The 13,319-nt window shown below is 63.5% G+C and carries 16 protein-coding genes; 8 read left to right on the top strand and 8 right to left on the bottom strand.

Going from position 1 to position 13,319, the window contains the following annotated elements; genetic code table 11:
• Nucleotides 1-157: 157 nt before the first annotated feature.
• The 6 genes from ahpC to ABE528_RS00645 form a co-directional block, all read right to left on the bottom strand.
• Entirely contained in the window at nt 158-721 is a 564-nt protein-coding gene (gene ahpC / locus ABE528_RS00670) for an alkyl hydroperoxide reductase subunit C (protein WP_054884952.1), read from the bottom strand.
• Nucleotides 722-928: 207 nt separating this feature from the next.
• Nucleotides 929-2,284: a glutathione-disulfide reductase gene (gene gorA / locus ABE528_RS00665; RefSeq protein ID WP_152957071.1), complete on the bottom strand. Its 1,356-nt coding sequence runs from the start codon at nt 2,282-2,284 to the stop codon at nt 929-931.
• Between the two features lie 99 nt (nt 2,285-2,383).
• The gene (gene galU / locus ABE528_RS00660; protein WP_152957072.1) at nt 2,384-3,223 is read right to left on the bottom strand and encodes a UTP--glucose-1-phosphate uridylyltransferase GalU; all 840 of its coding nucleotides are present in this window, start codon (nt 3,221-3,223) and stop codon (nt 2,384-2,386) included.
• 196 nt (nt 3,224-3,419) lie between these two features.
• Nucleotides 3,420-4,340, bottom strand: coding sequence for a c-type cytochrome (locus tag ABE528_RS00655; RefSeq protein WP_346651852.1), 921 nt, complete (start codon nt 4,338-4,340; stop codon nt 3,420-3,422).
• Nucleotides 4,337-4,987, bottom strand: a complete 651-nt coding sequence (locus tag ABE528_RS00650; RefSeq protein WP_346651851.1) for a c-type cytochrome — start codon at nt 4,985-4,987, stop codon at nt 4,337-4,339. The genes ABE528_RS00655 and ABE528_RS00650 overlap by 4 nt, the downstream gene beginning before the upstream one ends.
• A 145-nt stretch (nt 4,988-5,132) precedes the next feature.
• Nucleotides 5,133-5,492 carry a hypothetical protein gene (locus ABE528_RS00645; RefSeq protein WP_152957075.1) on the bottom strand — a complete coding sequence of 120 codons (360 nt, stop codon included), beginning with the start codon at nt 5,490-5,492 and terminating at the stop codon, nt 5,133-5,135.
• 160 nt (nt 5,493-5,652) lie between these two features.
• Here ABE528_RS00645 and ABE528_RS00640 point away from each other — a divergent pair, with 160 nt between their 5' ends.
• From ABE528_RS00640 to csrA, 8 genes are all read left to right on the top strand, one after another.
• Nucleotides 5,653-5,955 carry a DUF1883 domain-containing protein gene (locus tag ABE528_RS00640; RefSeq protein ID WP_008090281.1) on the top strand — a complete coding sequence of 101 codons (303 nt, stop codon included), beginning with the start codon at nt 5,653-5,655 and terminating at the stop codon, nt 5,953-5,955.
• 8 nt (nt 5,956-5,963) lie between these two features.
• Nucleotides 5,964-6,134 (top strand): hypothetical protein, encoded by a 171-nt coding sequence (locus tag ABE528_RS00635; RefSeq protein WP_178120097.1) that lies wholly within the window; start codon nt 5,964-5,966, stop codon nt 6,132-6,134.
• Between the two features lie 24 nt (nt 6,135-6,158).
• On the top strand, nt 6,159-7,235 hold the full coding sequence (locus ABE528_RS00630; RefSeq protein WP_152957076.1) for a nitronate monooxygenase: 1,077 nt from the start codon (nt 6,159-6,161) through the stop codon (nt 7,233-7,235).
• Nucleotides 7,236-7,372: 137 nt separating this feature from the next.
• On the top strand, nt 7,373-8,131 hold the full coding sequence (gene modA / locus ABE528_RS00625) for a molybdate ABC transporter substrate-binding protein (RefSeq protein WP_346651850.1): 759 nt from the start codon (nt 7,373-7,375) through the stop codon (nt 8,129-8,131).
• On the top strand, nt 8,131-8,811 hold the full coding sequence (gene modB / locus ABE528_RS00620) for a molybdate ABC transporter permease subunit (protein WP_152957078.1): 681 nt from the start codon (nt 8,131-8,133) through the stop codon (nt 8,809-8,811). The genes modA and modB overlap by 1 nt, the downstream gene beginning before the upstream one ends.
• A 1-nt stretch (nt 8,812) precedes the next feature.
• A complete protein-coding gene (modC, locus tag ABE528_RS00615; RefSeq protein WP_346651849.1) occupies nt 8,813-9,904 on the top strand; it encodes a molybdenum ABC transporter ATP-binding protein in 1,092 nt (363 codons plus the stop codon).
• 57 nt (nt 9,905-9,961) lie between these two features.
• Nucleotides 9,962-10,984, top strand: a complete 1,023-nt coding sequence (locus tag ABE528_RS00610) for a DNA topoisomerase IB (protein WP_152957080.1) — start codon at nt 9,962-9,964, stop codon at nt 10,982-10,984.
• Between the two features lie 253 nt (nt 10,985-11,237).
• The gene (gene csrA / locus ABE528_RS00605) at nt 11,238-11,435 is read left to right on the top strand and encodes a carbon storage regulator CsrA (protein ID WP_012315047.1); all 198 of its coding nucleotides are present in this window, start codon (nt 11,238-11,240) and stop codon (nt 11,433-11,435) included.
• 70 nt (nt 11,436-11,505) lie between these two features.
• Here the strand turns inward: csrA and ABE528_RS00600 are convergent, their stop codons facing one another.
• Together ABE528_RS00600 and ABE528_RS00595 are read right to left on the bottom strand one after the other, a co-directional pair.
• On the bottom strand, nt 11,506-11,859 hold the full coding sequence (locus ABE528_RS00600; RefSeq protein ID WP_346651848.1) for a response regulator: 354 nt from the start codon (nt 11,857-11,859) through the stop codon (nt 11,506-11,508).
• Nucleotides 11,860-11,871: 12 nt separating this feature from the next.
• Entirely contained in the window at nt 11,872-13,317 is a 1,446-nt protein-coding gene (locus ABE528_RS00595; protein ID WP_152957082.1) for an ATPase domain-containing protein, read from the bottom strand.
• Between the last annotated feature and the right edge of the window lie 2 nt (nt 13,318-13,319).

Genomic DNA, 13,319 nt, shown 5'->3' with positions numbered 1-13,319 from the left:
AAAACGCCCAGGCGAGGTCGCCCGGGCGCTTTTTACGGGGCGGTAGGTGCTTCAGCTTTGGCGGCTGCTCACCGCCCGCGACAGACACATCGGCGGATTTTCGTTCGAGAAGTGCCTGCGCAGCATGATCGTCGCGCAGGCGCTTATCGGGCGAAAATTAGATCTTGCCGACCAGGTCCAGCGATGGAGCCAGGGTGGCTTCGCCTTCTTTCCACTTGGCCGGGCACACTTCGCCTGGGTGAGCAGCTACGTACTGGGCAGCCTTCACTTTGCGCAGCAGCTCGGCTGCGTCGCGGCCAACACCACCGTCGTTCAGTTCGACGATCTTGATCTGGCCTTCCGGGTTGATCACGAAGGTACCGCGATCGGCCAGGCCGGCTTCTTCGATCAGCACGTCGAAGTTGCGCGAGATGACGTGGGTCGGGTCACCGATCAGCGGGTACTGGATCTTGCCGATGGTTTCCGAAGTGTCGTGCCAGGCTTTGTGGGTGAAGTGGGTGTCGGTCGACACGCCGTAGATTTCCACGCCCAGCTTCTGGAACTCGGCGTAGTTGTCGGCGAGGTCACCCAGCTCGGTTGGGCAGACGAAGGTGAAGTCGGCCGGGTAGAAGAACACGACGGACCACTTGCCTTTCAGGTCGGCTTCGCTGACCTGAACGAACTCGCCTTTGTGGTAGGCGGTGGCGTTGAACGGTTTGACCTGGCTGTTGATGATTGGCATGAGAGACGCTCCTTCATGGGGTTGGAATCAGTTGATGGAGAGAATCCTAACCGCTGGTCCCGACAAAGGCTCATTGGCAAAGCTCATGCTTGTGATTGGTTTTGGCTATAACCGCAGATAATTAATAGAAGGGAATGGGCTGAGCAAAGGATTGCGGGGGTATTCATGAGCCTCATCGCCGGCAAGCCGGCAATGAGGCCAGCGGCATCAGCGGGTCACTGTGCGCATGGTGACGAACTCTTCAGCGGCAGTCGGGTGCACGCCAACGGTATCGTCGAACTGCTGCTTGGTGGCACCGGCCTTGAGGGCAATACCCAGGCCCTGGATGATCTCGCCGGCATCCGGGCCGACCATGTGGCAGCCCAGTACCTTGTCGGTCTCGGCGTCCACCACCAGCTTCATCAGGGTCTTTTCCTGGATGTCGGTAAGGGTCAGCTTCATGGCGCGGAAGCGGCTCTCGAAGATCTGCACCTTGTGCCCGGCTGCCAGTGCCTGTTCCTCGGTGAGGCCAACAGTGCCGATCGGCGGCTGGCTGAACACCGCGGTCGGGATGTTCTGGTAATCCACCGGGCGGTACTGCTCTGGTTTGAACAGGCGCCGCGCCACGGCCATGCCTTCGGCCAGGGCCACCGGGGTGAGCTGCACGCGGCCAATCACGTCGCCAATGGCGAGAATCGACGGTGCGGTGGTCTGGTACTGCTCATCGACGCGGATGAAGCCGCGGGCGTCCAGCTCCACGCCGGTGTTTTCCAGCCCCAGGTTGTCGAGCATCGGGCGGCGGCCGGTGGCGTAGAACACGCAATCGGCGACCAGCTCGCGGCCGTCCTTGAGGGTGGCTTTCAGGCTGCCGTCTTCAAGCTTGTCGATGCGCTGGATGTCGGCGTTGAACTGCAGGTTCATTCCGCGTTTTTCCAGCTCTTCCTTGAGGTGGGTACGCACCGAGCCATCGAAGCCGCGCAGGAACAGGTCACCGCGATACAGCAAGGTGGTGTCGGCGCCCAGGCCCTGGAAGATGCCGGCGAACTCGACGGCGATGTAACCACCGCCAACCACCAGCACGCGGCGTGGCAGCGCTTTGAGGTAGAACGCTTCGTTGGAGGTGATGGCCAGTTCCTTGCCCGGAATGTCCGGCACCTGCGGCCAGCCGCCCGTGGCAATCAAGATGTGCTCGGCGCTGAAGCGCTGGCCGTCCACTTCCACTTCGTTGGCGCCGGTGATGCGGGCATGGCCCTGCAGCAAGGTCACGCCGCTGTTCACCAGCAGGTTGCGGTAGATGCCGTTGAGGCGCTCGATCTCGCGGTTCTTGTTGGCGATCAGCGTGCCCCAGTCGAAGTGGCCCTCTTCCAGGGTCCAGCCAAAACCGGCGGCCTGTTCCAGCTCATCGGCAACGTGGGCGCCGTACACCAGCAGCTTCTTCGGTACGCAACCGACGTTGACGCAGGTGCCCCCCAGGTAGCGGCTCTCGGCCACAGCCACTTTTGCACCGAAGCCCGCAGCGAAGCGCGCCGCACGCACACCGCCGGAACCGGCGCCAATCACGAACAGATCAAAATCGTAGGCCATGTATTCACTCTCCTAGGCAGGCGCCCAGCATACCGCCGTTGCCTGGCGCACACAAAAAAGCCACCCCGAAGGGTGGCTCCTTGAACCCGCGTTGGCGTATCAGTACGCCTTGCCGGTCTTGTAGAAGTGCTCGAAGCAGAAGTTGGTCGCCTCGATGTAGCCTTCGGCGCCACCGCAGTCGAAACGCTGGCCCTTGAACTTGTAGGCGATCACGTTGCCTTCGGCAGCCTGTTTCATCAGCGCGTCGGTGATCTGGATCTCGCCACCTTTGCCTGGTTCGGTCTGTTCGATCTTCTCGAAGATGTCCGGGGTCAGGATGTAGCGACCGATGATCGCCAGGTTGGACGGTGCGTCTTCCGGCTTCGGTTTCTCGACCATCGAGTCGACACGGAAGATGCCGTCCTTGATTTCTTCACCGGCAATGACGCCGTACTTGTTGGTTTCCTGCGGATCGACTTCCTGGATGGCGACGATCGAGCAGCGGTATTTCTTGTACAGCGCGACCATTTGCGCGAGCACACCTTCACCTTCGAGGTTGACGCACAGGTCATCCGCCAGCACCACGGCGAACGGTTCGTCACCGATCAGCGGGCGGCCGGTCAGGATGGCGTGGCCCAGGCCTTTCATTTCGGTCTGGCGGGTGTAGGCGAACGAGCACTCGTCGAGCAGGCGACGGATACCGACCAGGTACTTTTCCTTGTCGGTGCCCTTGATCTGGTTTTCCAGCTCGTAGCTGATATCGAAGTGGTCTTCCAGCGCGCGCTTGCCGCGGCCGGTGACGATGGAAATCTCGTTCAGACCAGCATCCAATGCTTCTTCAACGCCATACTGGATCAGTGGCTTGTTGACCACCGGCAGCATTTCCTTGGGCATGGCTTTGGTAGCAGGCAGGAAGCGAGTGCCGTAGCCGGCTGCCGGGAACAAGCATTTCTTGATCATAAACATCCTTAAACATAGGCGAGGCCTGTGGAATTCGGCGCAGTCTAATCAGGCGGCATGCAGCTTACAATGCCTTGCCTGTGACGACCGCTGCCATCATAGAGATAACCCAGTGTAGATAGTTCCAAAAAGTTCGTGAAAATCCCGTCATCCGGCCCTCCCGTAACACCGCGAAAGGGCCGGCTCAACGCCCCGCTCAGCTGCCAGGGCCCTGCCCGATCAGCACCCCGTCAACCTGCTGGCCATACAGGTTGACGCCGTCGTTGGCATGGAACTTCAGCCGTGTTTTTTCGATGGAGCCCTCCACCAGGCGCGGGTCCTGAGGGCGTTCGTGGCGGTTGACCCAGGCGGCCACGTCCCAGGCCTGCTGATCGCTCAGGCTTCCCGGCTTGCCCAGTGGCATGTTGTACTTGATGAACGATGCCGCGGTATTGATCCGGTGCATGCCGGCGCCCCAGTTGTAGGAGTCCTTGCCCCACAGCGGCGGCATCACATATTCACCGGCGACCTTCTGCCCCTCACCGTTGTCACCGTGGCAGATGGCGCACTGCTCGCGGTAGACCTGCTGGCCACGCTTGAAGTCATAGCCACCTTTGGGCTGCGGCACCTCGGGGTAACCGCGACCGGCGATTTCCACGCCGGTGGGCGCCTGGGTCGAAAGCCAGTATGAATACACCGCAAGCGCCGTCATCTGCGGGCTGTCGGCGGCCGGCGGCTTGCCGTTCATGCTGAACTGGAAGCAACCCTGGATGCGCTCGGCGAAGGTGTTCAACTTGTCGTTTTTCTTGCGGTAGGCCGGGTACATCGGATAAGCGCCCCACAGCGGCGCGGAATGCGCCAGGCGGCCCTGGTCGAGGTGGCAGTTACTGCAGTTCATGCCATTGCCCACGGCCTCGGGCATCAACCGGCGGGTATCGACGAACAGTGCGTGGCCCTCGCGGACCATTTTGCCGAATGCATTGTCCGGCAACTCGCTTTCGGCGGGCGGGGCGAATTGTGGCGCGGCCTGGGCACCGGGGACTTTCAGTTGCGACTGGTCTTCCATGGCGATCGGCGCTTGATTGGCAAAGGCAGCGCCCGTGGCCAGCAGCAGTAACGTTGGCATCAAGGTTTTCATGGCTTGACCTCCGGGCTGGCGGGGTGGGCGAAGTACTCGGCAATCGCCTTGACTTCGGCGTCGGTCATGGCCTTGGCCACGCCTGCCATCAACTGGTTGGGGTCATTGCTGCGGCTGCCGTCGCGCCAGCCATTGAGTTGCGCGATCAGGTAGGCGGCGGGCTGCCCGGCCAGCGGCGGGAAGTGCTCGCCAACACCGCTGCCGCCTGGGCCATGGCACTGCACACAGCCGGGGATCTGCCGGCTCCAGTCGCCGTAGAGGGCCAGGCGTTCGGTGGGGTTGCTCGCCATCTGCTGGCGACGCCCGTCTGGGGCAGGGTCACTCGGCAGCGCGGCCAGGTAATGGCTGACGGCCTCGATCTCATCAATGCTCAGGGCTTTGGCCAACGGCGCCATGACCGGCTGCTGGCGGCTGCCACTTTGCCAGTCACGCAGCTGCTTGCTCAGGTAACCGGCAGGCAGGCCAGCCAGGCGGGGGAACCCTGCGGCGGCAACGCCCTTGCCGTCCGGGCCATGGCAGCTCAGGCAGGCCATGGCGGCGGGGTTGGCCCCGCCCTGGGTAAAGACTTTCTGGCCATCGGCGGCATGCGCCGCGGGCCAGGCCAGGATCAGCAGGCTGCCGATCACGACGCGACTCAACGGTGTCATCACGAATCTCCATTTCTTTTGTTATAAGCTTAGGCTTAAAAAACATAAGCAAATGGATACTAGCCCTGTAGGGGAATTCGCAACAACGCCCAAGTCGACCACCGGCTGGCAATTGGCCTGCTAAGGGCCGATCCGTTGAGCCAGATCAACTGCCAGAGATGCACTCGGTCGTTGCCTGGCGTACATCGCCCGGGCGCAGCGGAAAGTTGTTCAGCCGCTCATGCAGCTTGATGCTGCTGCCGCTGCCGCGCTTGCGGATGTCGAGCAACGCTGCCGGCCCGGAACCTGCCGTGAGTTTTTGCGGCACGATCAGGCGCAAGCCCTCATCGTGCTGTTCCTCCACCAAAGGATCACGGCTTTTGGCCAGGTGCGCCTTGACGCAATCGGCGTATTCACGCGGCGTCTTGCCCGACATGACATCCATGGTTTCATGGGATTGCTCAAGTTCCGCCACACTGACACACCCCCCCAGCGCCAGGAACAACGCCGCCACCATCCACTTCATTTCCCGCACCTCGAATGACCAGAGAGCCTAGGACAACAGCCAGGCGGTTTTGCTCCCCGCTTTGGCCGTTTTATCTGCCAAGTACCATCCAGGCGCGGCAGCGCAAGCCGACATCGTGGTATCGTTCGCCTTTGCAGAACCAATCCTTGCGGAGCACCCCATGAAATTCGTACACCAGCGCGAGCACCTCAACGAGGACGATATCGTCGTCATCGAGTGCTCCCAGCGCTGCAACATCCGCCTGATGAACGACGCTAATTTCCGCAGCTTCAAGAACGGCGGCCGGCACACCTACCACGGTGGCCACTTCGAGCGCTTCCCGGCCAAGATCACCGTGCCGAGCACCGGTTTCTGGAACATCACCATCGATACTGTGACCACCCGCCCGATCTCGGTAACGCGCAAACCGACCCTGACCCACAAGATCAAGATCATCCGCCGCTCGTCGTCGAAACTCGGATAAGGCCCACCATGACCCAGAACATCAAATACGTCATCAAGTACAAGCTCGACGGCCAGCGCCGCTGGGACTTCGCCGTGATGGCCGACGCCTCGCACGAACAGGCCATGGAAGCCCTGCGCAAGATTCACGGTGAAGACGCCGAGAAGATCATCGACATCCAGGTGAGCAAAGCACTGTAAGGCAGCAGCGGCAAGGAGAAGCGCATGAGCAACTGGCCCGACCGTCGTATCCTCGATCTGCTGGGCATCGAGTTGCCCATTCTCCAGGCGCCGATGGCCGGCGCCTCGGGTTCGGCCATGGCCATTGCCGTGGCCAGCGCAGGTGGCCTGGGTGCCCTGCCCTGCGCCATGCTCACCGGCGACCAGGTGCGCGCTGAGATCGAGGCCTTCCGCACGGCCTGCCCTGGCCGGCCGCTGAACCTGAACTTCTTCTGCCATCAGCCGCCAGCGCCCGACCCGGAGCGCGACGCCCGCTGGAAGCAGGCACTGCAACCGTACTACGCCGAAGTCGGCGCCGACTTCGATGCGCCTACGCCTGTTTCCAACCGCGCACCCTTCGATGAACAGAGCTGCCTGCTGGTGGAGCAGTTGCGCCCGGAGGTGGTGAGTTTCCACTTTGGCTTGCCGCAAGCTGCACTGCTGCAGCGGGTCAAGGCCACCGGCGCCAAGGTGTTGTCCAGCGCCACCACGGTGGAAGAAGCGCTGTGGCTGGAAGCCAATGGCTGCGACGCGATCATCGCTATGGGCTATGAAGCCGGCGGCCATCGCGGCATGTTCCTCAGCAACGACATCACCAGCCAGATCGGCACCTTCGCCCTGGTGCCGCAGATTGCCGATGCCGTGCGCCTGCCGGTGATCGCCGCCGGCGGCATCGGCGACCACCGCGGCCTGGTGGCGGCCCTGGCATTGGGCGCCAGTGCAGTGCAGATCGGCACCGCCTACCTGTTCTGCCCGGAGGCCAAGGTCTCCCCTGCCCACCGTCGCGCACTGGACACCGCTGCGGCCAGCGACACCGCGTTGACCAACCTGTTCACCGGGCGCCCGGCGCGTGGCATCAACAACCGCATCATGCGTGAACTGGGGCCGATGAGCGAACTGGCCCCGCGCTTCCCGTTGGCCGGGGGCGCATTGATGCCGTTGCGGGCGATTACCGAGGCGCAGGGCAACAGCGATTTCAGCAACCTGTGGTCAGGGCAGGCACTGCGCCTGGGCAGGCACATGCCGGCTGAACAACTGACCCGGGAGATTGCTGACAACGCGTTGGCGCGGATCATGCGCTAAACACACCCTCGCGCCTGCCCAATCGCCGGCAGTAGACGACCCAGAGGTTATAACCCCTGCTCCAGCCCCTTCCCGACCATTGGCCTATCGCTATATAGTTCACACCATAACGATAACCACCTCAAGGAGCTGCCTTCATGCGTATCCGCCTGCCCCACTTGGCCGCCACTGCCCTGGCCAGCCTGATCGCGCTCAACAGCGCCTGGGCCGATGAGGTGCAGGTTGCGGTCGCCGCGAACTTCACCGCGCCGATCCAGGCCATCGCCAAGGACTTCGAGAAGGACACCGGCCACAAACTGGTCGCCGCCTATGGCGCCACCGGGCAGTTCTACGCGCAGATCAAGAACGGCGCACCGTTCGAAGTGTTCCTCGCCGCCGACGACAGCACCCCGAAGAAGCTGGAAGAGGAAAAGGAGATCGTCCCGGGCTCGCGCTTCACCTACGCCACCGGCACCCTGGCCCTGTGGTCGGCCAAGCCGGGCTATGTGGATGACAACGGTGAGGTGCTGAAGAAGAACCAGTTCCAGCACCTGGCCATCGCCAACCCGAAAGCCGCCCCATACGGCCTGGCCGCCACCCAGGTGCTGGACACGCTGAAGCTGACCGAGGCCACCAAGGCCAAGATCGTCGAAGGCCAGAACATCACCCAGGCCTACCAGTTCGTCTCCACCGGCAACGCCGAGCTGGGCTTCGTCGCCCTGTCGCAGGTCTACAAGGACGGCAAGCTCGCAAGTGGTTCGGCCTGGATCGTCCCGGCCAACCTGCACGCGCCGATCCTGCAGGATGCGGTCATCCTCAACAAAGGCAAGGACAACCCGGCTGCCAAGGCCTTGATCGACTACCTCAAGGGCCCGAAAGCCGCTGCGCTGATCAAGTCCTACGGTTATGAAATCTGATGCCACTGGACGCCAGTGACTTCGGCGCAGTCTGGCTGACCATCAAGCTGGCCAGCCTGACCACGCTGATCCTGCTGATTGTCGGCACGCCCATCGCCTGGTGGCTGGCGCGCACGCGCTCGTGGCTGCGCGGGCCGGTGGGCGCGGTGGTGGCGCTGCCACTGGTGCTGCCGCCGACAGTGATCGGCTTCTACCTGCTGATCGCCCTCGGCCCGCACGGCTGGCTCGGCCAGGCGACCCAGGCCATGGGCTTGGGCACCGTGGTGTTCAGCTTCACGGGCCTGGTGATCGGCTCGACGGTGTACTCCATGCCCTTCGTGGTACAGCCGCTGCAAAACGCTTTCGGCGCCATCGGCCAGCGCCCGCTGGAAGTGGCCGCGACCCTGCGCGCCAGCCCCTGGGACACGTTCGTCCACGTGGTGCTGCCATTGGCCCGCCCCGGCTTCGTCACCGCCAGCATCCTCGGCTTTGCCCATACCGTTGGCGAGTTCGGCGTGGTGCTGATGATCGGTGGCAACATCCCCGACAAAACCCGCGTGGTCTCGGTGCAAATCTTCGATCACGTCGAGGCCATGGAATATGCGCAAGCCCACTGGCTGGCCGGTGCCATGCTGGTGTTCTCGTTCCTGGTGCTGCTCCTGCTCTACGCCGGGCGCCGTAGCAAAGCTGGCTGGAGCTGAAATGAGCGGATCGATAGTGGCGCGCCTGAAGCTGGCCCGCGACGACTTCACCCTGGACGTCGACCTGAACCTGCCTGGCCGCGGCATCAGCGCGCTGTTCGGCCACTCGGGCTCGGGCAAGACCTCGTGCCTGCGCTGCCTGGCCGGGCTGGAGCGGGCGGCCAGCGCGTATATCGAGGTCAATGGTGAGGTCTGGGAGGACAGCGCCCGTGGCCACTTCCTGGCACCGCACTTGCGCCCGGTGGGCTACGTATTCCAGGAGGCCAGCCTGTTCCCGCACCTGTCGGTGCGCGGCAACCTGGAATTCGGCTGGCGGCGCATCGCCCCGCCCGAGCGCAAGGTCAGCCTCGACCAGGCATGCCAGCTGCTCGGCATCGGCCACCTGCTCGAACGCAAGCCGGCCACCTTGTCGGGCGGCGAGGCCCAACGGGTCGGCATTGCCCGCGCACTGCTCAGCAGCCCGCGGCTGCTCATGATGGACGAACCGCTGGCCGCACTCGACGGGCCGCGCAAGCGCGAGATCCTGCCATACCTGGAACGCCTGCACGAGGAACTGGATATCCCACTGTTGTACGTCAGCCATGCCCAGGACGAAGTGGCGCGCCTGGCTGACCATCTGGTGCTGCTGGAGCAAGGCCGGGCCATGGCCAGCGGACCGATCGGCGAGACCTTGGCCCGCCTCGACCTGTCACTGGCCCAAGGCGAGGATGCCGGGGTGGTCTTCGAGGGCATTGTGGTCGGCCACGATCCGCACTACGACCTGCTCGACCTGCGCCTGCCCGGCAATGAAGCGCCATTGCTGCGTATCGCCCACCCGGCACACAGCATGGGCAGTACCTTGCGGGTCAAGGTGCAGGCCCGGGATGTGAGCCTGGCACTGCGCGCCGACAGTACCTCGAGCATTCTCAATCGCTTGCCGGTGCGGGTGCGCGAAACGCGCCCTGCGGACAACCCGGCGCATGTGCTGGTAAGCCTGGATGCCGGCGGCAACGCCTTGCTGGCGCGCATCACGCGGTTCTCGGCAGACCAGCTTGGCGTGCATGCCGGCCAGGCGCTGTTCGCGCAGATCAAGTCGGTGGCACTGCTGGGTTGAGCATCCTCGAAGCGGCCGTTGTCCATTGATCAGTGACCTGATCGAGGCCCGCCGCCGATGCTCGACTGCCCTCTGCCACCCAGCCTGCACTATGTCGACGACAGCCAGCCGGGCCTGACCCGGCGCCGCTGGCGCGACCGTTTCATCTACCTCGATGCCCAGGGGCTGCGCATCCGCGACCCACAAACCCTGGCACGCATCGCCGCCCTGGTAATCCCGCCGGCCTACAGCGATGTGTGGATCTGCGCCGACCCGCAAGGCCATCTGCAAGCCACCGGCCGCGATGCCCGCGGCCGCAAGCAGTACCGCTACCACGCCCAGTGGCGCGAACTGCGCGACCAGCACAAGTACGGGCGCATGCTGGCCTTTGCCCAGGCACTGCCAAAACTGCGTGCGCAACTGGAAGCGCACCTGGCCCGCCCGGGCCTGGACCGGGAGAAAGTCATGGCGCTGGTGGTGAGCCTGCTCGACCACACGCTGATCCGCATCGGCAACCAACGCTACCTGCGCGACAACCAGTCCTACGGCCTGACCACCCTGCGCAACCGTCACGTCAAGGTGCAGGGCAGCACCGTGCGCTTCCAGTTCCGCGGCAAGCGCGGCGTGGAGCACAATGTCACGCTGCGCGACCGGCGCCTGGCCAACCTGCTCAAGCGCTGCATGGAACTGCCTGGGCAGGCGCTGTTCCAGTACCTGGATGAAGACGGCCAGCGGCACAGCGTCGGCTCCAGCGAGGTCAACCAGTACTTGCAGCAACTGACCGGCGCCGACTTCACCGCCAAGGACTACCGCACCTGGGCCGGCAGCAGCCTGGCGCTGAGCCTGCTACGGCCGCTGGCCTGGGAGCCGGAGAGCGAAGCCAAGCGCCAGGTCGCGGCCATCGTCAAGCAGGTGGCAACACGCCTGGGCAACACGCCGGCGGTGTGCAGGCGCTGCTATATCCACCCGGCCGTGCTCGAACATTATGCCCTCGGGCGCCTGGCCGACTTGCCCAGGCGCCGGGTGCGCAAGGGCCTGGATGCCGAAGAGGTGGCCCTGTTGCTATTTCTTCAGGCCCTGGAAACAACAGCCGATGATTGAGTCGAACTATTCAGCCCATCATGCAGAGAAATTTCCCATAAAGGCCGAAGCCCCCTATTCTTGCCACCGAGCACCTCGCCGAAACGCTTGACAGCATTTACCTCGGCACCTGCGACTAAAGACACGCAACAGAATTTGTCTTTCGGGGAATTACTATCCGCCGAAAGCGTCTTTAATGAGAAGGAAGAGGGACACGCTCCCACCGCTGCGGCCCAATGGCCCGACGGATTTCTACATTACCAAGGAGAACTACATGCTGATACTCACCCGTAAGGTTGGCGAAAGTATCGTCATCAACGATGACATCAAAGTCACCATTCTGGGCGTAAAAGGGATGCAGGTGAGGATTGGCATCGATGCACCAAAGGATGTCCAGGTGCACCGTGAAGAGATCTTCAAGCGCATCCAGGCCGGCAGCCCGGCTCCGGAAAAGCACGACGACCAACACTGACCTGAGCGCCTCGCTTCAAGCCGCACGGACGCGCTTGATCGAAGGGCCGGCGCAAGCCGCAACCTGAACCTCAGGTGCCGAGCAGTTCGCGCACCTTGGCGATCATCCTGTCCATGTCGAACGGCTTGTCGAAGACCGCAGCAAACAGCTCCGGGCGCCCTTGGCTGGCCTGGGCGCCGCTCATCAGGATCACCGGCAGGTCCAGCAGTTGCAGTTCGTCGCGAATCGCCCGCACCAGTTCCTCACCATTGAGCACCGGCATCATGTAGTCGGTAATCACCAGGTCCACACGCTTTTCCTTCAGCGCCTCCAGGGCCTTGCGCCCGTTGCTGGCCTTTTCCACCAGAAAACCTTCGTCCTCCAGGGCAAAGCCGAGGATATCGGCGATCAGGTATTCGTCATCGACAATCAGGATGGTGTTCATCGGCCGGCCCCGTCAGCCACCCCCTTGCGGCACCGGAGTACCCGAGAGTACGCCTGTGGCGCCTTCGAACGCCTTGCGCAGATGGATGCCCTGCGGGCCGATGCGCAGTTCGTGCAGCGCCGGGTCGTGATGGCTGTCGCGCACCTTCAGGATCGACAGCATGCGCCGCAGCTGCGAGTCCAGCTCAACGAAGCGCATCAGCATGAGGTTGTCGACGATGCTCGACAGGTCTGGCGCCGGGGCAGTGATTTCCGAACCGAAAATATCCCGCATCTCCCAGGTGAGCATGACGCTGACATCACGCGCCCGCAGTTCGCCAACCAAGGCACGGAAAAACGCATTGAGCCGCGCCGGGTCGATCGCCAAGCGGCTGAACGCGCCCAGGCTGTCGATCAACACACGCTTGCTGCCCTGCTGCTCGACGTGCTTGAGCAGACGCGCACCTACCTGGTCCAGCAGGCCTTCGGTAGTCGGTTGCCAGCACAGCTGCAAGGCGCCGGTATGCTCGAGGGCGGCCAAGTCGTAGCCCAGCGCTGCAGCCTTCAGGCGTAACCGGGCGGGCGTTTCGTAAAAACCGAAGTGCAGTGCAGGCTGCTCCACGCTGCCTGCCGCCAGAAAAGCCAGGCCAATCGAGGTCTTGCCAATCCCGGAGGGGCCCATCAGCAGGCTGACCGAACCCAGCGTCAGGCCACCGCCCAGCATTTCGTCCAACGCCTCGACCCCCGTGGACACCCGGTGCAAAGAGGCGGAGCCCAGCTGGCTGGGGTGGCTGTAGAGCGACTCCAGGCGCGGGTAGACGTGCATCCCCGCCTGATCGATCAGGCACTCGTGGCGGCCGGACAACGCCCCGCTGCCCCGCGTCTTGCGCAGCTGTACATGGCGCACCGCGCGGCTGCCGACCAGTTGCTCGCCCAACTCGATCACGCCATCGACCATGGTATGTTCCGGGCTGTTGTCATCCAGGCGGGCGCTGGTCAGCAGCAGCACGGTACAACCGGCGAACGCCGCATGGCCCTGCAATTCCGAGACGAACTTCTTGGTGTCCAGCGCCGTTTCTGCACGTACCCGGGCATTGAGCACGCCATCGACGATCAGCAGGCTCGCCTGCTGCTTGCCGATTTCCTGGCGCAGCAGCTTGACCACCGCGTCCAGCCCTTCCTGCTCGAGGGTATCGAAGGCGCTGACGAACTGGATCTGGTCACCCACCATGCCTGGGTCGAAGAACTCCAGGGTCGCCAGGTACTGGAACAAGCGCTCATGGGACTCGCTGAGCAAGGTCGCCACCAGCACCTTGCCACCGTCACGCACATGGCCGCAGGCCAACTGGTTGGCCAGGATGGTCTTGCCCGCACCGGGTGGCCCCTGAACGATATAGGAAGCGCCTGCGACCAGGCCGCCCTTGAGCAGCGCATCGAGCCCTTCGATCCCCGTGACCAGCCGTTTGAGTGCCTGCACCATGG

Origin of the sequence: Pseudomonas sp. TWI628 (assembly GCF_039673865.1) — a bacterium.
In the GTDB taxonomy this organism is placed as follows: domain Bacteria; phylum Pseudomonadota; class Gammaproteobacteria; order Pseudomonadales; family Pseudomonadaceae; genus Aquipseudomonas.
This window is presented reverse-complemented; position numbering and strand designations above follow the sequence as displayed.

Excerpts from the sequence above, each read along its gene's own strand:
- ABE528_RS00610 (WP_152957080.1), top strand. The coding sequence starts at position 9,962 with ATGCTCGACTGCCCTCTGCCACCCAGCCTGCACTATGTCGACGACAGC.
- ABE528_RS00630 (WP_152957076.1), top strand. The coding sequence starts at position 6,159 with ATGAGCAACTGGCCCGACCGTCGTATCCTCGATCTGCTGGGCATCGAG.
- ABE528_RS00640 (WP_008090281.1), top strand. The coding sequence starts at position 5,653 with ATGAAATTCGTACACCAGCGCGAGCACCTCAACGAGGACGATATCGTC.
- modB (WP_152957078.1), top strand. The coding sequence starts at position 8,131 with ATGCCACTGGACGCCAGTGACTTCGGCGCAGTCTGGCTGACCATCAAG.
- ABE528_RS00600 (WP_346651848.1), bottom strand. The coding sequence starts at position 11,859 with ATGAACACCATCCTGATTGTCGATGACGAATACCTGATCGCCGATATC.
- ABE528_RS00655 (WP_346651852.1), bottom strand. The coding sequence starts at position 4,340 with ATGAAAACCTTGATGCCAACGTTACTGCTGCTGGCCACGGGCGCTGCC.
- gorA (WP_152957071.1), bottom strand. The coding sequence starts at position 2,284 with ATGGCCTACGATTTTGATCTGTTCGTGATTGGCGCCGGTTCCGGCGGT.
- galU (WP_152957072.1), bottom strand. The coding sequence starts at position 3,223 with ATGATCAAGAAATGCTTGTTCCCGGCAGCCGGCTACGGCACTCGCTTC.
- ABE528_RS00645 (WP_152957075.1), bottom strand. The coding sequence starts at position 5,492 with ATGAAGTGGATGGTGGCGGCGTTGTTCCTGGCGCTGGGGGGGTGTGTC.
- ABE528_RS00635 (WP_178120097.1), top strand. The coding sequence starts at position 5,964 with ATGACCCAGAACATCAAATACGTCATCAAGTACAAGCTCGACGGCCAG.
- ahpC (WP_054884952.1), bottom strand. The coding sequence starts at position 721 with ATGCCAATCATCAACAGCCAGGTCAAACCGTTCAACGCCACCGCCTAC.
- ABE528_RS00595 (WP_152957082.1), bottom strand. The coding sequence starts at position 13,317 with ATGGTGCAGGCACTCAAACGGCTGGTCACGGGGATCGAAGGGCTCGAT.
- modA (WP_346651850.1), top strand. The coding sequence starts at position 7,373 with ATGCGTATCCGCCTGCCCCACTTGGCCGCCACTGCCCTGGCCAGCCTG.
- csrA (WP_012315047.1), top strand. The coding sequence starts at position 11,238 with ATGCTGATACTCACCCGTAAGGTTGGCGAAAGTATCGTCATCAACGAT.
- modC (WP_346651849.1), top strand. The coding sequence starts at position 8,813 with ATGAGCGGATCGATAGTGGCGCGCCTGAAGCTGGCCCGCGACGACTTC.
- ABE528_RS00650 (WP_346651851.1), bottom strand. The coding sequence starts at position 4,987 with ATGACACCGTTGAGTCGCGTCGTGATCGGCAGCCTGCTGATCCTGGCC.